The 26391-nt window shown below is 34.5% G+C and carries 20 protein-coding genes; 2 read left to right on the forward strand and 18 right to left on the reverse strand.

The genetic code is table 11. From position 1 onward, the window contains the following. Window positions 1–163: 163 nt before the first annotated feature. Complete coding sequence (ychF, locus tag DW006_RS03725; RefSeq protein WP_117999109.1) at window positions 164–1261, forward strand: redox-regulated ATPase YchF; 1098 nt, start codon at window positions 164–166, stop codon at window positions 1259–1261. Between the two features lie 250 nt (window positions 1262–1511). On the opposite strand, the gene rpe is transcribed toward ychF, so the two are convergent. The 18 genes from rpe to rpsO form a co-directional block, all read right to left on the reverse strand. Further along, window positions 1512–2171, reverse strand: coding sequence for a ribulose-phosphate 3-epimerase (rpe, locus tag DW006_RS03730; protein WP_117999110.1), 660 nt, complete (start codon window positions 2169–2171; stop codon window positions 1512–1514). A gap of 26 nt (window positions 2172–2197) precedes the next feature. Next, window positions 2198–3088 (reverse strand): ribosome small subunit-dependent GTPase A, encoded by an 891-nt coding sequence (gene rsgA, locus DW006_RS03735; RefSeq protein WP_347475051.1) that lies wholly within the window; start codon window positions 3086–3088, stop codon window positions 2198–2200. Window positions 3089–3262: 174 nt separating this feature from the next. Next, a complete protein-coding gene (gene pknB, locus DW006_RS03740) occupies window positions 3263–5284 on the reverse strand; it encodes a Stk1 family PASTA domain-containing Ser/Thr kinase (protein WP_117999112.1) in 2022 nt (673 codons plus the stop codon). Window positions 5285–5288: 4 nt separating this feature from the next. Continuing rightward, window positions 5289–6044, reverse strand: coding sequence for a Stp1/IreP family PP2C-type Ser/Thr phosphatase (locus tag DW006_RS03745; RefSeq protein ID WP_199521877.1), 756 nt, complete (start codon window positions 6042–6044; stop codon window positions 5289–5291). Next, a complete protein-coding gene (rlmN, locus tag DW006_RS03750) occupies window positions 6037–7095 on the reverse strand; it encodes a 23S rRNA (adenine(2503)-C(2))-methyltransferase RlmN (protein ID WP_117999113.1) in 1059 nt (352 codons plus the stop codon). The genes DW006_RS03745 and rlmN overlap by 8 nt, the downstream gene beginning before the upstream one ends. A gap of 1 nt (window position 7096) precedes the next feature. Next, window positions 7097–8449 carry a 16S rRNA (cytosine(967)-C(5))-methyltransferase RsmB gene (gene rsmB, locus DW006_RS03755; protein ID WP_117999114.1) on the reverse strand — a complete coding sequence of 451 codons (1353 nt, stop codon included), beginning with the start codon at window positions 8447–8449 and terminating at the stop codon, window positions 7097–7099. Next, window positions 8439–9146, reverse strand: coding sequence for a zinc metallopeptidase (locus DW006_RS03760; RefSeq protein ID WP_117999115.1), 708 nt, complete (start codon window positions 9144–9146; stop codon window positions 8439–8441). Before DW006_RS03760 ends, rsmB begins: the two co-directional genes overlap by 11 nt. 32 nt (window positions 9147–9178) lie before the next feature. Continuing rightward, on the reverse strand, window positions 9179–10099 hold the full coding sequence (fmt, locus tag DW006_RS03765) for a methionyl-tRNA formyltransferase (RefSeq protein ID WP_117999116.1): 921 nt from the start codon (window positions 10097–10099) through the stop codon (window positions 9179–9181). Window positions 10100–10191: 92 nt separating this feature from the next. Further along, window positions 10192–10683, reverse strand: a complete 492-nt coding sequence (gene def, locus DW006_RS03770) for a peptide deformylase (protein WP_117999117.1) — start codon at window positions 10681–10683, stop codon at window positions 10192–10194. A 14-nt stretch (window positions 10684–10697) separates the two neighbouring features. Further along, the gene (gene priA / locus DW006_RS03775) at window positions 10698–12926 is read right to left on the reverse strand and encodes a primosomal protein N' (RefSeq protein ID WP_117999118.1); all 2229 of its coding nucleotides are present in this window, start codon (window positions 12924–12926) and stop codon (window positions 10698–10700) included. 55 nt (window positions 12927–12981) lie between these two features. Continuing rightward, a complete protein-coding gene (folD, locus tag DW006_RS03780; protein WP_117999119.1) occupies window positions 12982–13827 on the reverse strand; it encodes a bifunctional methylenetetrahydrofolate dehydrogenase/methenyltetrahydrofolate cyclohydrolase FolD in 846 nt (281 codons plus the stop codon). 234 nt (window positions 13828–14061) lie between these two features. Further along, window positions 14062–15732, reverse strand: coding sequence for a formate--tetrahydrofolate ligase (locus tag DW006_RS03785; protein WP_117999120.1), 1671 nt, complete (start codon window positions 15730–15732; stop codon window positions 14062–14064). A gap of 15 nt (window positions 15733–15747) precedes the next feature. After that, window positions 15748–18690: a DNA translocase FtsK gene (locus DW006_RS03790; RefSeq protein WP_158561061.1), complete on the reverse strand. Its 2943-nt coding sequence runs from the start codon at window positions 18688–18690 to the stop codon at window positions 15748–15750. 121 nt (window positions 18691–18811) lie between these two features. Further along, window positions 18812–19468 (reverse strand): ATP-dependent Clp protease proteolytic subunit, encoded by a 657-nt coding sequence (locus DW006_RS03795; protein ID WP_022165800.1) that lies wholly within the window; start codon window positions 19466–19468, stop codon window positions 18812–18814. Between the two features lie 123 nt (window positions 19469–19591). Next, the gene (hisA, locus tag DW006_RS03800) at window positions 19592–20362 is read right to left on the reverse strand and encodes a phosphoribosylformimino-5-aminoimidazole carboxamide ribotide isomerase (protein ID WP_117999121.1); all 771 of its coding nucleotides are present in this window, start codon (window positions 20360–20362) and stop codon (window positions 19592–19594) included. A 93-nt stretch (window positions 20363–20455) separates the two neighbouring features. After that, window positions 20456–21730: an O-acetylhomoserine aminocarboxypropyltransferase/cysteine synthase family protein gene (locus DW006_RS03805; RefSeq protein WP_117999122.1), complete on the reverse strand. Its 1275-nt coding sequence runs from the start codon at window positions 21728–21730 to the stop codon at window positions 20456–20458. Between the two features lie 380 nt (window positions 21731–22110). Then, on the reverse strand, window positions 22111–24195 hold the full coding sequence (locus tag DW006_RS03815) for a polyribonucleotide nucleotidyltransferase (RefSeq protein WP_117999123.1): 2085 nt from the start codon (window positions 24193–24195) through the stop codon (window positions 22111–22113). A gap of 238 nt (window positions 24196–24433) precedes the next feature. Next, window positions 24434–24700: a 30S ribosomal protein S15 gene (gene rpsO, locus DW006_RS03820; protein ID WP_022165795.1), complete on the reverse strand. Its 267-nt coding sequence runs from the start codon at window positions 24698–24700 to the stop codon at window positions 24434–24436. A gap of 260 nt (window positions 24701–24960) precedes the next feature. On the opposite strand from rpsO, the gene DW006_RS03825 reads away from it, so the two are divergent. Then, window positions 24961–26346 (forward strand): sodium:alanine symporter family protein, encoded by a 1386-nt coding sequence (locus tag DW006_RS03825; protein WP_117999124.1) that lies wholly within the window; start codon window positions 24961–24963, stop codon window positions 26344–26346. Window positions 26347–26391 lie beyond the last annotated feature (45 nt).

Here is a 26391-nt window from a genome sequence, read left to right on the forward strand (position 1 = left end):
TTTCTGTTTTTTATCTTATCAGTTACAGGAAATATATTCAACCCCAAGCAAATATTATTGCACACCCTACCATAACTATTAATATCTATTATTGTGCATTGCCCCACTTGTAAAAATATGATAAACTTACCTTTGGTATTACCAAAGAATGGAGGAATAAAAAATGAAATTAGGTATAGTTGGTTTACCAAATGTAGGTAAAAGTACTTTATTTAATTCTTTAACAAAAGCCGGTGCTGAATCAGCAAACTACCCTTTTTGTACTATTGATCCAAATGTAGGTGTTGTTTCTGTTCCGGATGAGAGATTAGATAAATTAACAGCAATGTACAACTCAGCAAAAACTATTCCTGCCGTAATCGAATTCGTTGATATTGCAGGACTTGTAAAAGGAGCTTCAAAAGGTGAAGGTTTAGGAAACCAGTTTCTTGCCAACATTCGTGAAGTTGATGCTATCGTACATGTTGTAAGATGTTTTGAAGACACTAACGTTATCCATGTAGACGGAAGCGTTGATCCTATTAGAGATATTGAAACAATTAATCTTGAATTAATTTTCTCTGATGTTGAAATATTAGAAAGAAGAATTGCAAAGACAACAAGAGGCGCAAGAAATGACAAGGCACTTGCAAAAGAACTTGATTTCCAGCAAAGAATGAAGAAATTCCTTGAAGATGGAAATCTTGCTATCAAATTTGAAACTGAAGACGAAGATGAACTTGCATGGCTTCAGGAATATAACTTATTAACAGCTAAGCCTGTTATTTTTGCAGCTAACGTTTCAGAAGATGATTTAGCTGATGATGGCAACTCAAATGACCATGTTGCCGCTGTTAGAAAATTTGCAGCAGACAATAACTGCGAAGTTTTTGTTATTAGTGCAGAAATCGAACAGGAAATTGCAGAACTTGACGACGATGAAAAGCAAATGTTCTTAGAAGACTTAGGCATTAAGCAGTCAGGATTAGATAAATTAATTCAGGCAAGTTACTCTCTTCTTGGACTTATCAGTTACCTTACTTCAGGCGAAGATGAAACAAGAGCCTGGACAATCAAGAAAGGAACTAAAGCTCCACAGGCTGCCGGCAAAATCCATACTGATTTTGAGAGAGGCTTTATTTGTGCAGAAGTTGTTGCCTACGATGACTTAATTAAATGTGGTTCTATGAAAGATGCAAAAGAAGCCGGTTTAGTTGGTCTTCAGGGTAAAGACTATGTTGTAAAAGACGGCGACGTTATTACATTTAGATTTAATGTTTAATTATTATGTAGTAGAATTTTCCGAAAATTTACTATTATATAATAGAGGATGTTGTTTGCGACATTCTCACCATTACATAAAAAGCGTAAGATTAACATTTCTAATCTTACGCTTTTTATGTAATATTTTTTTCTTTTTTCATATCTAAAAAACTTTATGAGCCACTACCTTCTATTCCACTTAAAAGACTACAATAAAGCACATCTATAATAGAGTACGCTGTACTAACTCATGTTATCTTATCTAATATTTATTTTACATTTTCAAAGATTTCTTTAAAGTTTTTAATATTTCCTTCCACATCACCTTTGTATACTGCCGAACCTGCAACTATTACATTGGCACCTGCTTTAATTGATGTTTCAACATTAGCTGTTGTAATTCCACCATCTACCTGTATAAGCAAATCTTTATTTTCTGAATTTGCTTTTTCTCTAATTACTTTTACCTTGTCTGTACAATCATCTATGTATGACTGACCACCGAATCCCGGATGTACTGTCATTACTAAAACCATGTCAACATCATTAATGTATTGGAACACTTCTTCTGCTTTTGTTTCAGGATTTATCGCCAAGCCCACTTTCATGCCCTGTTTTTTGATTTCATCAATAGTTTCTTTTACGTTCTCACAGGCTTCCACATGTATTGTAAGCAAATCTGCGCCTGCAGCTTTAAATTCTTTAATATATCTGATTGGTTCCTTTATCATCAAGTGTACGTCAAAAAATTTTGATGTGTAACTTCTGATTGCCTTAATAACAGGCATACCGAAAGAAATATTTGGAACGAAAATTCCATCCATAACATCCACATGAATCCAATCGCAGCCTCCTACATCGATTCTTTTTACGTCCTGTCCTAAATTTGCAAAATCTGCTGATAAAATTGATGGTGATAATTTAATCATAATTCTCTCCTTATTTATTTCTTATTTTAATATCTCTGTTTTTCCATTTCTTTTAATTCGTTATACATTAAAATATAATTATCATATCTTGACTGTGCAATTTTGTTTTCCTCTAAAGCATCCTTTACAGCACAGTCCGGCTCGTTATTGTGAGCGCAACCTACAAAACGACAATTATTAAGATGTTCTCCAAATTCTGGGAAACAGTCCTCTAACTTTTCTTTTGTCATTCCCGGAACAAACAGTGAACTAAATCCCGGCGTGTCAAACACAAATGTATCCTTGTCAATCTCAAACATTTCAGAATGTCTTGTTGTATGACGGCCTCTTCCTATTTTTTCACTTACACTTCCTGTTTCCATTGTGTAATCTTTTGTCAATGTGTTGAGCATTGAAGATTTCCCAACACCTGAAGGACCTGCAAAAACGGTTGTTTTTCCCTTCAAAAGTTCTTTTACTTTATGCACGCCTTCGTCTTCTGTGGCACTGGCAAATATTACTTTGTATCCGGCAAGGTTATAAATATTTTTCAGATAATCCATATATTCTTCATTGCCAATATCTTTTTTATTAAAGCATATAATAGTTTCAATATTCTGATACTCCATCATTACAAGAAATCTGTCTAGAAGGTTCAAATTAGGATCCGGTTGTTTTACCGCAAAAACTATCATAGCCTGATCTATGTTAGAAACAGCCGGTCTCATTAATTCGTTTTCTCTTTCTTTTATTAAAGTTATATTACCTTTTTTCTTTTCCTCATCAATAATGTCAATTTCAACATTGTCACCTACTAACGGTTTTATCTTTTTATTTCGGAAAACGCCTTTTGCCTTACACTCGTATATATTTTCCTCTGCTATTACATAATAAAATCCCGCTATTCCTTTTATTATCTTGCCCTGCTTTTTAATAATATCACCCTCACTTGTATTTAATAAATAATCTACTGTGACGAATCACCTATACTTAATATAAATAATCTGCCTTGACAAATCACTTGTGCATATTATAAATATCCACCTTAGCAAATTATATGTTTGTGTATTTTAGTTTCACATAGATAAGTCCACCCTTACGGGTGGGCTTTTCTATTTAAATTTAACTGTATCTTTCTTTACACTCTTTCCATTTACGAACAACTCAATAGTAGCTTTCCCCTTTGTTTCGCTGGTTAAGTCCATTGTGTAATCTCCATCCCACTTAGAAACATCTGAGTGTTTTTTGTCTACTTTCTGTAAAACTTCGTCAACAGCAACACTTACAACACCTTCTGTAATAGGATTTCCATCAGAGTCAACTAAATCTTCCAAAGCAAATGTATATGTTGCCTTGTACTCTTCTGGATTTTCCGGTCCTTTACTTACTACTAAACCTATTGTAGCCCCTGATGGGATTGAAGTACCGGCTTTAAGAGTCTGTCTGATAACAATTCCTTTTTCAATTTTTTCATCGTAAACTTCTCTAACAGCACCAATGCCAAATCCTGATGATGAAATCTTAGCCTGAGCTTTTCCCTGTTCCATTCCTACTAAATTAGGCACTGTGTATACACTCTGATTATCCCTTACTGTTCTTCCTCTACTTACTTTTAAAGTAACAATACTGTTCTTTGAAACAGATGCTCTTTCTGATGGTGAACATGAAATAACCACATCAATACTTCTGTCACTGTATTCATATACAACCTCAGTTTTAAGACCTGCTTTTTTGATTGTATCTTTGGCTGTTTCCAATGAAGAATTTACAATACCTGATGGAACTGTAATTTTCTTTGCTCCCTTACTTACTACCAAAGTAACTGTTTCGTTTCTATCAACCATTTTTCCTGAATCAATAGACTGTGAAACAATTGTATCTTTAGGATAAATATCGCTATATACATAATTTGAATCATATTTATATCCTAAATAGTTTTTATGAAGTAATTGTTCTGCATCATCTAAAGTCTGACCTAAAACATTAGGTACAATAGTCTTATCTGATGGAACAGTTGAAACCTCTACTGTTTCTGCTTTTTTTGCGAAATCAAAATTATTATCACTAATAAATAATGTTGCTACTACAGTTGCAATTAATAAAGCGATAATTCCAATAATAATTCCACCAACAGACACAATTCTGTCCATTTTAGGATTTAATTTATCAATATCGTTTTCGTCATCTAAAGTATCTTCAACTGTATCTTTTCTATTATCACTTGAGCCTTTTCTAATTTGGTTAATTTCATCATCTGTAATCATGACTGTTGAACCACCAATGTTTGATGTGTCCAACTGTACAAAATCAACATTTGGCTCTGCCAAAGCTCTTTTTAAATCTGATATAAGTAATGATATCTTTGGATATCTCCTGTCAGCTTTGTTCTGTGTACATTTAAGAATAATCTTCTCAATGCTTACAGGCACCGTTGGTACATATTCACGTACACTTGGCACATTGCTCTGAATATGCTTAAGAGCAATTGACACAGTTGATTCTCCGTCAAAAGGAACGCGACCTGTGTACATTTCAAACATTGTAATACCAAGGGAATATATGTCACTTTTCTCGTCAACATATTGTCCGCCTGCCTGTTCAGGAGATATATAATGCACAGATCCCATTGCATTTCCGTTAATTGTATTGGCAGATGCTGCCCTTGCAATACCGAAATCTGTTACTTTTACCTTGCCTTCTCTGGATATTAAAATATTCTGTGGTTTAATATCCCTATGAACAATTTGATTGTTATGGGCACACTCAATTCCGTTGGCAATCTGGATTGCTATGCTAATTGTCTCTCTAAAAGAAAGCTTGCCCTTTTTCTCAATATATTTTTTTAAAGTTATGCCTTCAATAAGTTCCATAACTATGTAATATAGTCCATCATCTTCACCTACATCATATACATTTACAATGTTAGGGTGAATAAGACTTGCAGCTGACTGTGCCTCTACTCTGAATTTTGATACAAAATTCTTATCTTTGCTATATTCTGTTTTTAATACTTTTATAGCAACATTTCTGTTTAATTTATGATCTTTTGCTTTATAGACATCAGACATACCACCTGCTCCAACAGGATTAATAATCTCATATCTGTTATTTATAAAATTCCCTTTTTCCAACATAGTTTTACTCCTTGCCCAATACAGGTTGTATTAGAATTGCTGATATATTATCCTTTCCACCATTCTCATTTGCCTGATCAATCAATGCTCTTACTGCATCCTCGATTCTTTCGTTTTTGGTTACTATCTTTTTAATTTCATAGTCCTCAACCATATTTGTAAGACCATCTGAGCATAACAAAAGCTTCTCACCGTCTGATATTTCTATTTCAAAAATATCAGGTGTTGCAGTTCTGTCTTCTGCCACCCCTATAGCTTTTGTTATTACATTCTTTTTGTAATGAGTTTTTGCTTCCTCCTTGTCAATCATTCCCATTCTTACCATGTCTTCAACAAGAGAATGATCTCTTGTAATCTGTCTGATATCTCTACCGATTAAATATAATCTGCTATCCCCAACATTAGCAATATATACATGATTATCCACTATTGAGCACGCTACAAAAGTAGTTCCCATACCACTATAATCCTTGTTTGAAATTGCCATGTCATATATTTCTTTATTAATTGATATAATTCCTGAATCTAAAATATTTGCAGGATCTGACATGTGAGTTGTACATGCATACTTTACGAACTTCTCAATTGCAGCCCTGGATGCAACGTCACCTGCCTTATGTCCTCCCATACCGTCAGCAACAATAAAAAGATTAGGGAGCTTACCTATTGGTTCAATAGATGTGAAAATACTGTCCTGATTAATTGTTCTCATTAATCCAACGTCTGTTTTTCCAAAAGCATTTATTATTTCTCTAGACATTGCTTTCCTCCTTTCTTCCTTTCATTGCCTCGTTTCTAAGCTGTCCACAGGCACCGTTAATATCTCTGCCCATTTCCCTTCTTATAGTAACATTTATCTTATTTTTTTCAACCCTGTTTTTAAACTGCTCTACTGCTTTTTTACTGGATTGAACATAATCGCGTTCTTTTATAGGATTTACAGGTATAAGATTAATATGGCAATTCATTCCTTTTACTAATCTGCATAAAGCATCGGCTTCTTCCACAGTATCATTCTGTCCGGCCACAAGACTATATTCAAAGGTAATTCTTCTGCCTGTTTTGGCAAAATAATTTTTGCAGGCATTTATTACTTCATCAATAGAATACTTATATGCAATAGGCATTAAGCTTTTTCTTGTTTCGTTGTTTGATGCATGAAGTGATAATGCTAAAGTTATTTGAAAATGCATGTCTGCCAACTCATTAATCTTCGGTACAATTCCACATGTTGAAAGTGTTATGTTTCTCTGACTGATGTTAGCTCCATTTTCATCTGAAATCATCTGAATGAATTTAACTACATTATCAAAGTTGTCCATAGGTTCCCCGCTTCCCATAAGAACTACATTGGAAACTTTTTCATTAATGTCTTTCTCAATTTCATATATCTGTCCTAACAATTCAGAAGTTGTCAAATTGCGCTCTAAACCATTTAAAGTTGAAGCACAAAATCTACAGCCCATTCTGCAACCTGACTGTGTTGATATGCATACTGAATTACCATGATGATATCTCATAAGAACACTCTCTATTATGGAGCCGCCTTTTATTTCAAAAAGATATTTTCTTGTACCATCAATTTTCGAAATTAGAACTTCATGCTTTTTTACATTTCTAATTTCGTACTGGTCATTTAATTTTTGTCTTAAGGCCTTTGATATGTTTGTCATTTCTTCAAAATCAGTAACTTTTTCTTTATGTAACCACTGATAAATCTGTTTCGCCCTAAAAGACTTTTCACCGATTTTTTCCATTTCTTCTTTTAATTCTTTCAAATTAAAAGATTTTATATCCTTCTTTTCGTCCATATTAATCCTTTATTTTTTCAAATACTGATATGAAAAATCCGTCCATGTTGTAATCTCCTGGGAATATTTGAATCATGCCATTCCCATTATTTAACTTCTTTGGAAAAAGCTCTCCGAAATCAGTTCTTCTCAATGGTAAATTTTTCTCTATCCATTCTACATTTTCATTATTTTCGTATTTGTTTACAGTACATGTACTGTAGACTAATCTACCACCTATTTTAACATACTTACATGCCTGCTCTAATATCTTTCTTTGAATTTCCACTAACTGAAAAATCTGTTCCTTAGAAACATTGTGCTTTATGTCACTTTTATTTCCAATAATTCCAAGTCCTGAGCATGGAACATCTGCAATAACAACATCTGCTTTTCCAATAGCCTCTTTGTCCTCTTTTGTTCCATCCCAAACCTTTGTTTCTATATTTTTAATTTTCATTCGGGAAATATTTTCTTTAATTAATCTTTCTTTATTCTCTGTTAAGTCTCTTGCCTGAACTGTTCCTGTTCCATTCATAAGCTGGCTTATGTGAATACTCTTCCCGCCTGGAGCCGCACAAACATCCATAACATAATCATTTTCTTTAACTCCACTTGCAAGACCTACTAACATGGAACTTTCGTCCTGTACAGTTATTATGCCCTCTTCAAACAACTTTAACTTTTCAAGAGAATCGTAACCTTTAATATACAAAGCATTTCCATAAAGTTCTGATTGTTTTACGGAAATGTTTTCCTTTTCAAACTCAGCAATAACCTGCTTTGGTGACATCTTATTAGAATCTACTCGTATGGTTGTGTACTCATTTGTTTCATACAAACTATTTAAAATCTGTTCTGTTCTCTCAATTCCATACTGCTCGGACCACATTTCTATTATCCACATAGGAATTGAATACCACACAGACAAATATTCTTTTTTATCTTTTGGATATTCTATTTTATCAAGACTTCTTGATATGTTTCTTAAAACACCATTAACAAAACCTTTTAGCCCTGACATTTTTCTTTTATTAACAAGCTTCACTGCCTCATTACAGGCTGCCGAGTCAGGTACATTGTTCATGTATTTAAGCTGATATACAGAAAGTCTGATTATATTTCTAATTACCTGCTTCATTTTTGAAACTTTTGTTTTTGAAAATTGATTAATAATATAATCAAGCTCTATTTGTCTTTCAATTGTGCCTTTAAACAAAACAGTTACAAATGCTCTTTTCTGTTTATCTAAATAATCGTAACTGTCTAATGTTTCTTTTAAAACAATATGACTTTTTGCTCCGTCCTCTACTTTACAAAGCATAGTTAAAACAATATTTCTTAAATTGACCTGTGGATTACCATTAGTCGTCATCTCGTCCTCCAAACAATAGGATTAATCTTAATAACTGTAAAATCGATGATGCTGCTGCCGCAACGTATGTTAAAGCTGCTGCCCCTAGTACCTTTTTGGTACATTTTAATTCTGATGTTCCAAAAATACCTGTGGATTCCAAAACTCTAATGGCTCTGTTTGACGCATTAAACTCTACAGGCAATGTGACAATTTGAAATAAAACGGCTAAAGAAAAAGCAAATATACCAATATTAATCATTGTCTGACCTGTTCCCTGTCCATAAAAGATAATACCTATAATAATTAAAACCCATGATAATCTTGAACCCCAGTTAGCAAATGGTACTAGCGCATCTCTAACGGATATTGGTGCATAGCCTTTGTTGTGCTGCATTGCATGACCACACTCATGAGCCGCCACACCAATTGCCGCTACACTTGTGCTTCCGTAAGTTGCATCTGACAAACTTAATACCTTTGTTGATGGGTTATAGTTATCTGTAAGATTACCTGAAATATGTCTGATTGACACATCATATATCCCCTGTGATTCCAAAATTCTCTGTGCTGCCTGAGCACCTGTCATTCCCGAATTGCTTCTCACTCTTGAATATTTATTAAATGTTGAATTAACATGAGCCGATGCTGCTAGACATAAAACCATGCCAATAATAATCAAAATATATGTTGGATCAAAATAAAAACCGTAAAGCATACAACTACCTCCTATTTAAAACTTCATATAGTTTAACCTAATTTTGTAGAATTTATTTTATATCCATTTAAAAAGGATACAACGTCCATTCTTTTCTTCCCCTGTAACTGTAATTCCTTAATGTCCAAATAGCCATCTGCTGTGGCAACTTTTAATGTTTTATTTGTACTAATAATTGTTCCCGGCTCTTCTACTACTTCTTCATCTATAACATCTGCATCCCATATTTTTAATACCTTTTCATCAAGATATGTAAATGCACTTGGCCATGGATTAAGTCCTCTGATTAATCGCTCGATTTCTTCTGCTGACTTTGTAAAATCTATATGACCTAATTCTTTTGTGATTTTACCTGCATAAGTTGACTTATCATCATCCTGTGGAATAGTTACTGCAGTATTATTTTCCAACTTTTCTAATGTTTCTAAAATAAGACTACCACCTGTAATTGCTAATTTATCAAAAAGACTGCCACCTGTTTCTTTTTTATCTAATTCCACAATCTTCTTGTCTATTATGTCACCTGTATCAAGGCCTTCTGCCATGTACATTGTTGTAACACCACTTTCCTTTTTGCCATCAATTACAGCCCATTGAATTGGCGCTGCTCCTCTATATTCAGGAAGCAATGATGCATGAACATTTATGCAACCGTATTTTGGTAAATCCAAAATTTCTTTTGAGAGAATCTGTCCAAATGCAATTACTACAATCACATCAGGCTTTAATTCTTTTAATACTTGAACAAATTCAGGATTCTTGACTTTTTCAGGCTGATAAACAGGTATATTTAGTTCTACCGCCTTTTCTTTTATAGGAGTAAACTGCATTTTATGTCCACGTCCCTTTGGTCTGTCCTGCTGTGTTACAACTGCCACAACCTCATGTTTGTCTGCAATTTTTTCTAAAGCCGGAACTGAAAAATCCGGTGTTCCCATAAATACTACTCTCATATACTCCTCCATTAATAAGCACAATTATATACTGTACCTTACTATTATCTGTTTTTCTCTCTGTAGTTATAAGTAACTGTCTCTGCAATTACTTATTCTTCATCTTGTAACTCTTCGTTATTGTATAAACGACCTTCTACTTTATCTACATAGATTACACCATCTAAATGGTCATTTTCATGAAGAATACATCTTGCAAGTAAGCCTTCAGCTTCCATTTCAAATTCTTCCATTTTTTCATTGTAAGCTCTGACTTTTACCCAGTTGGCTCTTGTTACCTTACCTGATTTTCCAGGTACACTAAGACAGCCTTCATAGTCTGTCTGACTTCCGTCTCTATCTAAAATTTCCGGATTAATGAATACATATGGCACACTGTTTCCTTCTTCATCACCACAGTCAATTACAAAAATTCTTTTAAGAATTCCAACCTGTGGTGCTGCAAGTCCAACGCCATTTGCTTCATACATTGTATCAAACATGTCGCCTATTAAAATCTTTGTTCTAAGATTAACATCTTTTACAGGTTTACATACCTTTCTTAAACATTCTTCCCCTAATTCTCTAATATTTCTTATAGCCATTTTTATCTCCTTTACTACGCTTTAAAATCAAATTGTATATTAATTTTTTTGAATTTCTGTGAACTGTTTATAACATCTTCTAAATAATTTTTTAATTGGATAATTCCCTGTCTGCTGTCACTTTTTAAGTAAATTATTTTTCGGTATATGTCATTTATTTTTCCTACAGGTGGATCTGCCGGTCCAATAACAAACAGTTCCTTAAAATATTTATCTTTGTAATTCTTTATTATTTCCACTAAATAATTAGTAACTTCTATTAATTGCTTCTGTTCTCTTCCCTGAAGTAAAATGGAAACCATGTTCGATACCGGCGGATACTTCATAAGTTTTCTGTAAGCAATTTCTTCTTCATAGAATTCTTCATAATTTTGTCTGCCTGCTGTTTCGATGCTGTAATTGTCAGGTGAATAGGTCTGGACAATGGCAATGCCCGGCAATTCACCTCTACCGGCTCTACCTGCTGCCTGGCAAATAAGTTGAAATGTTCTTTCATTTGCACAATAGTCTGATGAATACAATGACATGTCAGCTGCAATTACACCTACTAAGGTAACTCCCGGAAAGTCATGACCTTTTACAATCATTTGTGTGCCAACTAAAATATCAGCTTCTCTGTTAGCAAAGGCTGATAAAATTTCGTCATGCCCACCTTTTTTTGAAGTTGTGTCTGCATCCATTCGCAAAACTTTTGCGTGAGGAAACATTTTCTTTACGGCAGTTTCAATTTGCTGGGTTCCTATTCCAAAACCGCCCAAATATTTAGAACCACATTTTGGACAAAGTGTAGGCATATTTTCTGTATGACCACAATAATGGCAAACTAACTTTCTGTTTCTATGAAGTTTTAACGTTACGTCACAATGGGGACACTTTATTGCTTCACCACAATCTCTACAGGACACAAATCCTGCATAGCCCCTTCTATTTATAAACAACATTGTCTGTTGCTTTTTTTCTAATCTGTCTTTTATCAAATTCTGTAATTCAATACTAAAAATAGATTTATTTTCATTCTTTAATTCTTCTCTTAAATCAACTACATGTACTTCCGGTAAATTACCTTTCTCTCTTTTGTTTAATACATGTAGCTTATACGCGCCATTTTTTGCCCTATAGTAAGATTCTACAGAAGGTGTGGCTGATCCTAATACTAACGTTGCTCCCACGTCTTTTGCTCTTTTTATTGCCACTTCCGTTGCATGATACTTAGGCACTGATTCACTTTTATAGGCACTTTCATGTTCCTCGTCAATTATTATTAAACCTAAATTCTTAAAAGGTGTAAACAACGCTGATCTTGGACCTATCATTATGTCAACATCACCGTTTTTTGCTCTTTCAAACTGATCGTATCTCTCACCTTTTGACAATCTTGAATTAATAATTGAAACTCTGTCACCAAACCTTCTTGTAAATCTCATTACAGTTTGGTATGTTAATGCAATCTCCGGTATTAAAACTATTACCGCTTTTCCTTTACTGATTGTATAGTCAATTAAATCTATATATACTTCTGTTTTTCCACTTCCTGTAATTCCATGGATTAAATGAATATTGGGCTTACTGTCCTTTCTGAAATCCATAGTTTTTTTTATGTTTTCTGAAACCTGTCTTTGCTGTTCATTTAAAATAATATCATATGCTTTTTGCTCAATTTTTTTAACAGGATTTCTATAGCCTGTGTCAGTTTCTATTATAATATCTCCAAGCTGTTCCATTGCTTTTAATGTGCCTGCTGATATATTTAATTTATCCACAACCAGATTCTTTGATAATCTGTCTGTGTTACTTAATTCATTTAAAAGTCTGACTCTTGCTTTTGCGTTTTTCTTCGTATATGTCTGAATTTTTTCTTCTAACTGTTCCTTAGATAAATTAAGAACAATGGTTTTCTTCTCAATACCTCGTACTGTTTGTTTTACAGGTATTACTGTTTTTAGTGCCTGATTCATAGTTGAACCGTAGTTTTCCTTTATCCACCAGGCAAGTTTAATCAACTCTCCCTCAACTGATGTAGCATTTTCTACAACAGAATGAATTGGTTTCATTTTACTTACATCAAAGCCGGGGGTATCTGTTATTTCAATAACATATCCTGAAATAAGTCTGTTTCCTCTTCCAAAAGGAATCATTACGGCTGTTCCTACGGATATTTTATCTTCAAGTTCTTTAGGTATGATGTATCCGAAAGGACGGTCTAATTTTTCATGTGAAATATCAACTATTATATTTGCAAACATACAACCATCCTTTCATTATAAACATCTTTTTTATGGCTAATAAGTGAATTAGCCTTTATTTGTTTAATTCTACACTTCTTAAGCAGTTCACTAATAACATTGTAACTGTCATAGGGCCAACGCCTCCCGGAACAGGAGTAATTGCACTTGCAACCTGTGAAACCGAATCAAAATCCACATCTCCACATAACTTGCCATTCTCATCTCTGTCCATACCAACGTCAATTATTACAGCACCTTCTTTTACATAATCAGCTGTAACAAACTTAGCTTTTCCAATTGCGGCTATTAAAATATCTGCTCTCTTTGTTACTTCCTTTAAGTCTTTTGTTCTAGAATGAGCAATTGTAACTGTAGCATTTTCTTTTAACATTAACATTGACATTGGTTTACCAACAATGTTACTTCTGCCAATAACAACACATTCCTTGCCTGAAATTTCAACATCTGTTCTTTTTAGCATTTCAATGATACCTGCCGGTGTACATGGAAGAAATGTTTCTTCACCAATAACCATTTTACCAACATTTACAGGATGGAATCCATCAACATCCTTGTTACTGTCAATTGCAAGTAAAACTTTGCTTTCGTCAATGTGCTTTGGAAGTGGCAACTGTACTAAAATACCATTTACTGCCTTGTCTTCATTTAAGTCATTAACTACTTTTAAAAGTTCTTCTTCTGTTGTTTCTTCAGGAAGTGCTAATGTTCTTGATGTAATGCCTACATATTCACATGCCTTTTCCTTATTCCTTACATAAACTGCTGATGCAGGGTCATTTCCAACTTTAACTACAGCTAACGTAATTTCAACTCCCTGCTTTTTGTATTCAGCTACTTTTTCTTTTAGTTCTTCTTTTATTTCTGCTGAAATAGCTTTTCCATCTATAATCTTTGCCATTTCTTCTCCTTTTTAGTTCTGTTTTACTATTTTGAGAATAAACAAATTAACGAAAGCACGCTTCCACTGCTTCCAGCTCGTAGCGGTTCTGTAAAGCTGCTTTCGTCACCTTTATGAACCGACGGCTTCCAAGCACTTTCTTATAATGTTGTTTATTCTCAAAATTTTCAAAACATACATTTTCTTATTTGTTCCACAGACAATGCGGTATACTTGAGCAACTCTGGAGTAATTCTAGAATAATCCTTGAATTTTTCCGTCGTCTGTTAAGTTGATTTCGTATGCTGCCGGTTTCTTTGATAAGCCAGGCATTGTCATTACGTTGCCTGTAAGTACAACTACAAAGCCTGCACCTGCTGAAATATATACGTCTCTTATGTTAATCTTGAATCCTGTAGGTCTTCCTAACTTACTTCTGTCATCTGATAATGAGAACTGAGTTTTGGCCATACATACAGGATAATCGCTGTATCCAAGTTTGTTTACGTTTGCAATTGCTTTTTCTGCTTCAGGTGAGTATGTAACTCCATCTGCACCGTAAATTTCTTTTGCAATTGTTTCAATTTTTTCTTTAATTGGCATATCATCAGGATATAAAGGTGCATAGTTTGAAGGTTTTGTTTCTATTGTTTCTATAACCTTTTCTGCTAATGCGATTCCGCCTTCTCCACCTTTTGCCCAAACTTCTGCTAATGCGAATTCACATCCTCTTTCTTCACAGAAGTTCTTAATGTATTCATATTCTGCTTCTGTATCTGTAATAAACTGGTTTAATGTTACTACTACAGGCACACCGAATTTCTGTAAGTTTTCAATATGCTTTTCAAGGTTTACAATACCTTTTGCTAAAGCATCGAGATTTTCTTCTGACAAGTCTTCTTTTGCAACACCACCGTTATATTTAAGTGCTCTAACTGTTGCTACTAAAACTACACAATCAGGTTTTAAACCTGCTTTTCTACATTTGATGTCTAAGAACTTTTCTGCTCCAAGGTCAGCACCAAAACCTGCTTCTGTAATAACATAATCTGCCATCTTTAAAGCTGTTTTTGTTGCCTTAACTGAGTTACATCCATGAGCAATGTTTGCAAATGGACCACCATGTACTAATGCAGGTGTATGTTCCAAAGTCTGAATAAGGTTTGGTTTCATGGCATCCTTTAATAATACTGCCATTGAACCTACAGCCTTAACATCTTTTGCTGTAACAGGTTCTCCGTCATATGTATAAGCAACAATGATTTTTCCAAGTCTTTCCTTTAAGTCTGCATAATCTGTTGCTAAGCATAAAATTGCCATAATTTCTGATGCTACTGTAATAACAAAATGGTCTTCTCTTACAGTTCCATCAACCTTACGTCCAAGACCTACAACAATATTTCTTAATACTCTGTCGTTAATATCCACACATCTTTTCCAAACAACCTGATTAGGATCAATGTTTAATTCATTGCCCTGCTGAATTGAGTTGTCAAGCATTGCTGCTAAAAGGTTATTTGCTGATGTAATAGCATGAAAATCTCCTGTAAAGTGAAGGTTTAAATCTTCCATTGGTACAACCTGTGCATACCCTCCGCCTGCTGCACCACCCTTGATACCAAAACATGGTCCAAGTGAAGGCTCTCTTAATGCGATAACAGCTTTTTTATTTAATCTACCAAAAGCTTCTCCAAGTCCTACTGTTACTGTTGTCTTTCCTTCTCCTGCCGGTGTAGGGTTAATAGCTGTAACGAGGATTAATTTTCCATCTTCGTTATCTTTGATACTTTCATAGTATTCATTTGAAATTTTTGCCTTATATTTACCATATAATTCTAAATCATCTTCCTGTAATCCTACCCTCTGAGCTACCTCTTTAATTGGTAGCATTTCTGCTTCCTGTGCAATTTCAATGTCTGTTTTCATATGCCTTCCTTCTCCTTATAAAATATTTTCAAATTCTTCCATGGACATTATGACTTTTCTAGGTTTGTTAGTTTCTTCCTGACCAACTACGCCTGCATCACATAACTGTTCCATAATACGTGCTGCCCTGTTAAAGCCAACACGAAATTGTCTCTGCAACATACTTGTAGAACCTTTTTTCTTTTCAATACATAACCTACCGGCATCTGCAAATAAAGGATCTCTGTCACTGTTACCATTGCTCATTGCTTCCTGATCTGTGGTTAATTTAGCATCAATTGATTCATCATATTCTGCCTCGCCACTGTTATTTTTAATAAATTCTACTGTATCAAAAATTTCCTGGTCGGAAACATAAGCGCCCTGTAATCTGACAGGTTTAATATAACCTGCGGGATAAAATAACATATCACCATTTCCCAAAAGTTTTTCAGCTCCATTCATGTCAATAATTGTTCTTGAGTCTGTACCCGATGCAACTGTAAGGGCAACTCTCGATGGAATATTTGCCTTAATAAGACCTGTGATTACATCAACAGAAGGTCTCTGTGTAGCAATAACCATATGAATACCTGCTGCTCTTGCAAGCTGTGCCAATCTACATATAGCTTCTTCCACTTCTTTTGCCGCAACCATCATAAGGTCTGCCAACTCGTCAATAACAATCAAAATCTGTGGGAGCTTGTCTGCCTTTTCGCCTAAGTCATCTACCACATCGCCCGCTTCAACTTTTTTGTTGTAACTTCCAATATCTCTTGCTCCGGCTTTTGCAAACTTATTGTATCTTGTTGTCATTTCGGCAACAGCCCAATTTAAAATACCTGCCGCCTTTTTAGGATCTGTAACAACATCATATAATAAATGAGGTATCTTGTTATAAACCTGAAATTCAACAACCTTTGGATCTATCACAATAAGTCTTACCTCCTCAGGAGTTGTTCTATACAATATACTCATTAATATTGAATTGGTAAATACTGATTTTCCCGAACCTGTTGTTCCGGCAATCAGCATATGTGGCATTTTTGCAATATCTGCCACGACTACTTTTCCTGCAATGTCTTTTCCTGCCGGGAAAGCAAGTTTTGACTTATGATTCTGTAACTCTTTTGACATCAAAAGTTCTTTTAAACATACCGAATCACGTCCTTCATTTGGAATCTCAATACCTACAGCAGCCTTTCCCGGAATTGGCGCTTCAATTCTTATGTCTGCTGCTGCCATATTTAATTTAATATCGTCAGCTAAGCCTGTAATCTTGCTGACTTTTGTACCCATTTCAGGCTGTAACTCATATCTTGTAACAGAAGGTCCCTTACTAACATTTGTAACTTCCACTCTTACTCCAAAATTAGCCAAAACCTGTTTCAGTTTGTTAGCTGTTTCCATTAAGGATGCTCTTGTTACTTTGCTTGAGCCATTCTCACTGTCTTTTAAAAGATTGTAACTTGGCTTTTTGTATTTCAATTTCTTCTTAACAGGTGAAATAATTTTTCCTTCTGAAGGGATTTTCTTATTTTCATCTGCCACCGTTTCTGTTTCTAAAGAATCTACGCTGTTCACAACTTCGTTTTCACCTGCGCCACTGCTTGCTATTACATTATCATTAGCTGTGTTAGCAGTATCAGCCGCTCCTCCTGTGGAATTCATACCAAAAGGTTTTCTACTCATTGCTTTTTTGGCTTCCTCACTTACAATAATTCTTTCTTTTGGTGTAAATTCTCCGTCTGTTGCATGAGGATCATTTTCCACAACTCTGTTTTCTGCCTTCTTAGGAGTATTCTTTGCTTCTTCCTCGTAAGTGTAAACTGTGTCATCCTGAACAGGAACATCATCTAATACATCATCAATTCCTTCTATATGTATTTCATGTACTTCCTGACTATTATAATTATCTGCCAGTTCACTAAAGCCATCACCGTAACCATCAGGTAAAGAACTCTTAATACTAGGATTTTTTGCTACACTTTTCTTTTTAGAAGTTCTTCTATATGGTTCTTTTACAGCTTCTACTCTATCCTTTGGAACTAAATCATCCTGATTATTAATATCAATATTAGTCAGACTTTCTCCAAAGGTTGCAGAATCATTTTCATTAACAGCTTCTGCTGCCGCCTGATTACTTACCATATTGCTATCAGCAATTGGTTCATCACCTAATCTTGTATTTCCAAAATCTACACCTATTGCTCTTTGTTTTCTATACTGTCTTTCTATCTCACGCTGTCTGTCTTTTTCTTCTTTTTTTCGCTGTTTCTTTGTGGCAGCAATTTCACGTCTAACCTCTGCATCTTTGGCAGCATTTTCATATACATCCATACCTCTGTTTCTTATGGCTGCCATAAAAGGTTTTTCCGTTAAAATAACAATTGAAATAATTAAAATTGCTAAAGACACAATATATGCACCTGTAAGTCCTAATAAAGAATGTAGAACCTTACCTAATATGCCACCTAGAATTCCGCCGCTAAAATTATTATTAGCAGATTCACGATAAATAGATATATTAGACTGATTACTGCCTCCGTAACTTATCAGATGAAATAATAAGCAAAAATCAATATATGCAATAGCACCTGTTATTAACTTACTTACGATTCCTGAATTCATTTCGTTAAAAACGATGATACCTACAAATATAACTAATACGATGGGGAAAATATATCCCATCCATCCAAAAGTTCCAAGCATAACAGAACTAAGTCTCTCGCCTATAATTCCGCATACACCATAATTGCTAAGGAAGAGAACTAACGCAACCGCAACCGCAATCCACAAATCAACTTCTTTTACAACTTTTTTGTGAGTTATTGCTTTTTGTGCATTTCTCTTTCTTGTTTCCGATGCCTTACCAGCTCTTGATGTGCTTTTGGCATTGCTTCTACTTTTTGTTGTAGAAGTAGTCTTTTTCTTTGTATTTGATTTTTTGCCTCCACTTTTACTTTTTGTATTGGCCACTTTGCACCTCTTCTTTATATACTAAAACTAATTATACTTACACATAATCCTTTATATTTTACTATTAATCATACTTTTATTCAAGATGCCTATTTATTGCCTTTCATATTTTCTTATTTTTCTAAACATTTTTATCTTTTTCACTTATAAGTTGGTAAAGTTTGCCTATAGCATCTTTAAGACCGCCGATTTCATTTATTATTCCTTCGTCTACAGCCTGTTTTCCCACAAGAATACTTCCTACATCTTTTGTTAAAACTTCAGTTTCTGTCATTAATTCCATAAACCGTTCTTCTTTTATTTTGCTGTGAGTAATTACAAAATGATTAATACGCTGTTGTATTTTCTTAAAATATTCATAAGTCTGTGGAACGCCAATAAACATGCCGTTCATTCTAACCGGATGAATGACCATAGTACCTGTTTCTACTATATAAGAATAATCTGACGCCACAGCCAAAGGCACGCCTATTGAATGACTACCACCCAAAACTAAAGAAACTGTAGGTTTACTTAAACTTGCTATCATTTCTGCTATGGCAAGTCCACATTCCACATCTCCGCCTACTGTGTTTAACACAACAAGCAAGCCGTCTATTTCTTTGTCATCTTCAATACAGGCAAGTTTCGGTATAACATGTTCATATTTAGTTGCCTTTGTATTTTGTGACACATTTTCATGGCCTTCAATTTCACCTATAATACATAACAGATGTATTTTTTTATCCCTGTTATTATTTTCTAAATCGGTCTGTCCATATTCTTTTATTTCATCCATTTGTTGCACCTCCAATATTTTTCTTATATTATTGTGCAACTTTTTCAAAAAAATATAAGGTTAACAACAAATGCTGTTATTAACCTTACTTAATAATGCTTTTAATTATTTATTATAATCGTATTAACGGATATTCTTAATTTGTTCATAAGGCATAGGGCCACCAAACAAATCAATTGCACTGCCTATTGTAAAATCCATTCTGCCGTTAGAAATTTCTCTGAACTTTTGGATTTGTTCCATTGTTCCAATTCCGCCTGCGTATGTTATTGGGATTTCTGTAAAGTCAGCCAGCAATCTCACCAACTCTTCTTCCATACCACCTGATTTTCCTTCTACATCTACGCCATGAATTAGAAACTCATCACAATACTCTGACAATTTTTTCAAAGTTTCCAAATTCACTTTTTCATCAGTGAATTTCTGCCATCTGTCAGTAACTATATAATATTGTCCATCTTTTTTTCTGCAACTAAGATCTAAAACAATGTGTTCTTTTCCAACAGCTTTTACAAGGCTTTTGAGATTTCCATAATTAACCTTTCCGTCCTTAAAAACAAAGGATGTTACAATTACGTGAGTGGCACCTGCTTTTATATAATCATCTGCATTAATTGCCGTAACTCCTCCCCCTATCTGCATTCCATTAGGGTAAGCTTTAAGGGCAAACATTGCCTGTTTCTTAGATTCCTTAAAAAACTCTGAACCACCTGCATTTAAAATAATAATATGGCCACCTGTTAAATTGTCCTTCTTATATAATTGTGCAAAATCTTCAGCGTTTTTTTCAGACACAAAGTTTTCTTCTGCCTGATTTCCTTTATCTTTAAGACTACCGCCTACTAACTGTTTTACTTTTCCATTATGAATGTCAATGCATGGTCTAAATTTCATTTTACTCCTCGCTTGTTTTTACATTAAATTATGCATATTATTCTTTCATTTAATTCATTATTTTAATCTATTCTGCAATATTTTCTAATTATATTACTGATTAAGTGCCTGTTCTAAGTCTGCAATAATATCTTCTGCGTCTTCAATTCCTACTGAGAATCTAATCAAATCAGGCTGTACTCCTGCTTCAATTAACTGTTCATCTGTCATCTGTCTGTGAGTATGACTTGCAGGATGAAGTACACATGATCTTGCATCTGCCACATGAGTTACAATTGCAATAAACTTTAAGCTATCCATAAATTTAATAGATGCTTCACGACCACCTTTTATACCAAATGTTAAAACACCACAAGTTCCATTTGGCATGTATTTCTTAGCTCTCTCATAATATTTATCACCTTCAAGTCCCGGATAATTTACCCAGGCAACCTTGTCATTCTCACTAAGCCATTTTGCAACTTTATATGCATTCTCGCAATGTTTAGGCATTCTTAAATGTAAAGTTTCAAGTCCTACATTTAATAAAAACGAATTATGTGGTGAAGGTATTGAACCTAAATCTCTCATAACCTGAGCTGTTGCTTTTGTTATATAACCGGCTTTTCCGAATTTTTCTGAATAAACTATTCCATGGTAAGAATCATCCGGCTGTGTCATTCCCGGAAATTTATCCCCATGTGCCTGCCAGTCAAAATTTCCACTGTCAACAATCGCTCCACCTACCGCCATTGCATGACCATCCATATATTTTGTTGTTGAATGAGTAACAATATCTGCTCCGTACTCAAAAGGTCTACAGTTAATTGGTGTAGGGAATGTGTTATCAACAATAAGTGGAACTCCATGATTGTGAGCTGCCTTACTGAACTTTTCAAAATCTAAAACTACTAAAGACGGATTGGAAATCGACTCCCCGAACACGCACTTTGTATTAGGTTTAAATTCCTTATCTAAGTCTTCAGGTGTAATTTCAGGATCCACAAAAGTTACATCAATACCCATCTTCTTCATTGTAACACCAAACAAATTAAATGTTCCGCCATAAACATTAGATGAACATATTAAATGGTCTCCTGCCTCGCATATATTAAACACTGCATAGAAATTTGCTGCCTGTCCTGAGGATGTAAGCATCGCTGCAGCACCACCTTCTAAATCACAAATTTTCTGTGCCACTGCATCATTTGTTGGATTCTGAAGTCTTGTGTAAAAATATCCACTATCCTCTAAATCGAATAATCTTCCCATCTGGTCTGATGTATCATACTTAAATGTTGTACTCTGATAAATAGGTAAAACTCTTGGTTCTCCCTTTTTAGGTTGCCACCCCCCCTGCACACAAATTGTTCCTTTGTTATTCTCCATAATAAACGTACTCCTTTTCTCTTATTGTGGTTTGTAGTCTTTTAAACAAATATGACTGATAATACAGCTTATACAAAATAATACTGCTATTACAATTGTGGACACTAAAAAAAATGTCTTATTCATAATAGGTATTACAAAAACTGATATAAAAAACAGTACAAACAATACTGTTGTTATCTTGTTAAATATTTTTCCAATTTTAATTTTCTTCTCTTCTGTCATATTGAATCCTTTATTTAAATACTTTTATTTCTAGTAACTTAAATATTATAAATCATAATTCCTACAAATCATAGTGTTTTTGTACATTTTTTAAAATAGAAAAACCAGCTTTTAAGCCTATAGCTTAGAAGCCGGTTTTCTATCTCTAAAATATATTATTTAGCATCTTTGATTGAGAAACTCATTCTTCCCATCTTGTCTTTTCCAAGGCATTTAACTTTTACCTTGTCACCAAGTGTTAAGTAATCTTCTACATGTTCAACTCTTTCTTTTGCAATCTTTGAAATGTGAACCATACCTTCTTTTCCTGGAGCAAATTCAACGAAAGCACCAAATTCTTTAATGCTTACAACTGTTCCTTCAAGAATCATTCCTTCTTCAAAATCACTTACAATTGTTTCAATGTATTTTAATGCTTTATTAATCATGTCTCTGTCAACACCACAAACTGAAACCATTCCTTCATCTGTAATGTCAATCTTAACGCCTGTTTCTTCAATAATGGCATTAATAACTTTACCACTCTTACCTACTACATCTCCAATCTTATCAGGGTTAATCTGAATTGTTTCAATCTTTGGAGCATAAGCATTAACTTCCTTACGTGGTTCAGCAATTGCTGGTTTCATACAATTATCCATAATGAATAATCTTGCTTCTCTTGTTCTTGCAATAGCACCTTCAACGATTTCTCTTGTAAGACCATGGATCTTAATATCCATCTGAATAGCTGTAATACCTTCTGTTGTACCTGTTACCTTAAAGTCCATATCACCGAAGAAATCTTCAAGTCCCTGAATATCTGTAAGTAATACATAATCATCATCTGTATCACCTGTAACAAGACCACATGAAATACCTGCTACCATAGCCTTAATTGGAACACCTGCTGCCATTAATGACATACATGATGAACATGTTGAAGCCATTGATGTAGAACCGTTTGACTCAAATGTTTCTGAAACAGTTCTGATAGCATATGGAAATTCCTCTTCACTTGGAAGTACAGGCATAAGAGCCTTTTCTGCTAAAGCACCATGTCCAATTTCTCTACGTCCAGGTCCTCTTGATGGTTTTGTTTCACCAACTGAGTATGAAGGGAAATTATAATGATGCATGTATCTCTTAGTTTTTACATTTTCATCTAATCCGTCAATTCTCTGTGCTTCTGATAACGGAGCTAATGTACATACGTTACAAATCTGAGTTTGTCCTCTTGTAAACATAGCTGAACCATGTACTCTTGGCACAATGTCTGTTTCTGCTGCAAGAGGTCTAATCTGATTTAATGCTCTTCCATCAGGTCGCTTGTGATCTTTTAAAATCATCTTACGAACTGTTTTCTTCTGATACTGATAAATAGCTTCCCCTAATACAGCAAGCCACTCTTCATTTTCAGCAAAAGCTTCTTCTAACTTTTCTGTAATCTGACGAATGTTTTCTTCTCTTGTCTGCTTGTCATCTGTGAAAACTGCAACTTCCATATCTTCAGGAGGTACAATTTCCTTAATTGCTGCAAACAATTCTTCAGGTATAGCACAACTTTCGTATGTGTGTTTTTCCTTACCTACTTCTGCAACAATCTTATCAATAAATTCGATAATTGTCTGGTTAATGTCATGAGCCATGTAAATAGCTTCAATCATCTTAGCTTCCGGAATAATGTTAGCGCCTGCTTCAATCATAATAACTTTCTGTCTTGTTGAAGCAACTGTAAGCTGTAAATCACCGTTATCCCAATCTGCCTGACTTGGGTTTACAATAAATTCACCATCAACTAAACCAATCTGTGTCATTGCACATGGTCCGTCAAATGGAATATCTGAAATACATGTTGAAATAGCTGAACCTAACATTGCAACTAATTCAGGTCTGCATTCAGGATCAACTGACATTACTAAGTTGTTAAGAGAAACATCGTTTCTGTAATCCTTTGGGAATAAAGGTCTCATAGGACGGTCAATAACACGTGCTGTAAGAACTGAGTTCTCTGAAGCCTTTCCTTCTCTTTTATTAAATCCACCAGGGATTTTTCCTACTGAATACATCTTTTCTTCAAACTCTACTGATAATGGGAAGAAATCCACACCATCTCTAGGTTTGTCAGATGCTGTAGCTGTTGACAATACTGTTGTGTCACCATAGTGCATAAAAGCCGCACCATTTGCCTGAGCAGCAACTCTTCCTACATCTACTGTAAGAGTTCTGCCACCAAGTTCCATACTAAAACTCTTGTACATAATCTTCTTTCGTTACTTATTTATATAGTAACTTCTCCTTATATTTATTTTTCATTTGCAGAAGAATCCGAAACTACTGTAAAAAACGGTAAAAATTACTGTCCTTTACAGTGGCTTCGGCTTGGTTCTTCTGCCAAGCTTTGGTAAACAACCATAAGCCTTTTAATTATAATTGATATATAAAAAAAAAGCAAGGGAGGAACATATCCTCTCTTGCTTCTACTTCATAATTAGTAAATTATTTACGAATTCCTAATTTTTCAATTAAAGCTCTGTATTCGTTTACATCGTTTTCCTTGATGTAATCAAGTAAACCACGTCTCTTACCTACCATCTTAAGAAGACCTCTTCTTGAATGATGATCCTTCTGGTTTACCTTTAAATGTTCTGTTAAATCCTTAATTCTGTAAGTTAAGATTGCAACCTGAACTGCTGGTGAACCTGTGTCTGTAGGTGTCTTACCGTATTCTGCTGTAAGCTGAGCTTTTACTTCCTTTGAAATCATTATAATTTCCTCCTTAAATATTTTTGATATATCCCCATGCACTTAAGTAATGGTCGGAGAATCCGGTTACTTAGTGTAGGTTCATTAAACATACTTTGCTAGTTTACTATATAATAAAGAAATTGTCTAGTAATTTTCTAATATTTTTTAAACTCTTTCTTTATATATATTAAATTGATACCAGCACTTTAATATGGTACAATATCAAAGTATGCGCAATTTAAGCGAATTCACGAAAGATAGTGAGGTTAATTATTATTATGTTAAAACTTATTGAAGAAATTAACAGTGCAGTAAACAATTTCATTTGGGGTGTACCTGCAATGGTTTGTATTATCGGCGTTGGACTTTATTTGAGTATTCGTACCGGATTTATTCAGATACGAAAATTTAAATACGCCATGAAAACAACTATTGGTCGTATTTTCAAGAAAAGAGATGCCAGTGACGGTTCAATTACTCCTTTTCAGGCTGTATGTACCGCTCTTGCCGCAACTGTTGGTACAGGAAATATTGCCGGCGTTGCCGGGGCAATTGCCATAGGTGGTCCCGGAGCTGTATTTTGGATGTGGATTTCAGCATTACTTGGTATGTGCACCAAATTTGCTGAAGTTACTCTAGCTGTACATTTTAGAGAACGTAATCAGGAAGGGGACTTAGTTGGTGGTCCTATGTACTACATAAAAAACGGTCTTGGAAAGAAATGGCAGTTTTTAGCTGTTCTATTTTCTCTTTTCGGAGTGCTGACTGTTTTTGGTACAGGTAACGCCACACAGGTTAATACAATTACTACTGCCATTGATTCTGCATTACTTAACTATAATGTATGCACTTCAAAAACAATACCTCAGATTAATTTAATATTAGGAATTGTTATTGCAGTTTTAGTTGCACTTGTACTTTTGGGCGGAGTTAAACGAATCGGAAAAGTTACAGAAAAATTAGTTCCTTTTATGGCTTTATTTTATATTGCACTTGCAATTGGCGTAGTTATATTAAATATCGGAAACCTGCCAACTGTATTTGCTTCGATATTTGAAGGTGCCTTTAACCCTCGTTCAGTTACAGGTGGTGTTGTAGGTAGCATATTTATTTGTATGAAGCGTGGTGTTTCCAGAGGAATTTTTTCTAACGAAGCAGGTCTTGGTACCGGTTCAATCGCACATGCATGTGCCGATACACAAAAGCCTGTTAAACAGGGATTTTTTGGAATATTTGAAGTATTTACAGATACTATTGTAATTTGTACATTAACAGCTCTTGTTATACTTTGTAGTGGTGTAACAATTAATTACGGTGCAAACGCCGGAGCTGAACTTACAATACTTGGATTTACTTCTACTTATGGTAACTGGATTTCAATTTTTTCTGCAATTGCCATGTGTTGTTTTGCTTTTTCAACTATACTTGGTTGGGGCTTATACGGAGCAAGATGTATCGAATTTTTATTTTCACCAAAGGTAATCAAACCATTTATGGTTGTTTATGCTTTAGTTGCAATAGTTGGAGCCACAATGGATTTAGGCTTAATTTGGGGCATTGCTGATACATTCAACGGGCTTATGTCAATTCCAAACTTAATAGCGCTATTCCTCCTTTCAGGAACAGTCATTAAACTTGTAAAAGAATATAAAAAATTTGATTAGCAAAATATAATACTATAGAATATATCTTTTTATTTAATTTCTCCC

Source organism: Eubacterium sp. AF36-5BH (assembly GCF_003460505.1).
Taxonomy (GTDB): domain Bacteria; phylum Bacillota; class Clostridia; order Lachnospirales; family Lachnospiraceae; genus Eubacterium_G.

Coding starts and splice junctions, on each gene's coding strand:
- ychF (WP_117999109.1), top strand. CDS start 164: ATGAAATTAGGTATAGTTGGTTTACCAAATGTAGGTAAAAGTACTTTA.
- fmt (WP_117999116.1), bottom strand. CDS start 10,099: ATGAGAGTAGTATTTATGGGAACACCGGATTTTTCAGTTCCGGCTTTA.
- folD (WP_117999119.1), bottom strand. CDS start 13,827: ATGGCAAAGATTATAGATGGAAAAGCTATTTCAGCAGAAATAAAAGAA.
- pknB (WP_117999112.1), bottom strand. CDS start 5,284: ATGTTGGAAAAAGGGAATTTTATAAATAACAGATATGAGATTATTAAT.
- DW006_RS03805 (WP_117999122.1), bottom strand. CDS start 21,730: ATGGAGAATAACAAAGGAACAATTTGTGTGCAGGGGGGGTGGCAACCT.
- rpe (WP_117999110.1), bottom strand. CDS start 2,171: ATGATTAAATTATCACCATCAATTTTATCAGCAGATTTTGCAAATTTA.
- def (WP_117999117.1), bottom strand. CDS start 10,683: ATGGCTATAAGAAATATTAGAGAATTAGGGGAAGAATGTTTAAGAAAG.
- DW006_RS03760 (WP_117999115.1), bottom strand. CDS start 9,146: ATGCTTTACGGTTTTTATTTTGATCCAACATATATTTTGATTATTATT.
- DW006_RS03785 (WP_117999120.1), bottom strand. CDS start 15,732: ATGAAAACAGACATTGAAATTGCACAGGAAGCAGAAATGCTACCAATT.
- rsmB (WP_117999114.1), bottom strand. CDS start 8,449: ATGACGACTAATGGTAATCCACAGGTCAATTTAAGAAATATTGTTTTA.
- DW006_RS03745 (WP_199521877.1), bottom strand. CDS start 6,044: ATGTCTAGAGAAATAATAAATGCTTTTGGAAAAACAGACGTTGGATTA.
- priA (WP_117999118.1), bottom strand. CDS start 12,926: ATGTTTGCAAATATAATAGTTGATATTTCACATGAAAAATTAGACCGT.
- DW006_RS03815 (WP_117999123.1), bottom strand. CDS start 24,195: ATGTACAAGAGTTTTAGTATGGAACTTGGTGGCAGAACTCTTACAGTA.
- DW006_RS03795 (WP_022165800.1), bottom strand. CDS start 19,468: ATGGATGAAATAAAAGAATATGGACAGACCGATTTAGAAAATAATAAC.
- DW006_RS03825 (WP_117999124.1), top strand. CDS start 24,961: ATGTTAAAACTTATTGAAGAAATTAACAGTGCAGTAAACAATTTCATT.
- rpsO (WP_022165795.1), bottom strand. CDS start 24,700: ATGATTTCAAAGGAAGTAAAAGCTCAGCTTACAGCAGAATACGGTAAG.
- rlmN (WP_117999113.1), bottom strand. CDS start 7,095: ATGGACGAAAAGAAGGATATAAAATCTTTTAATTTGAAAGAATTAAAA.
- hisA (WP_117999121.1), bottom strand. CDS start 20,362: ATGAAATTTAGACCATGCATTGACATTCATAATGGAAAAGTAAAACAG.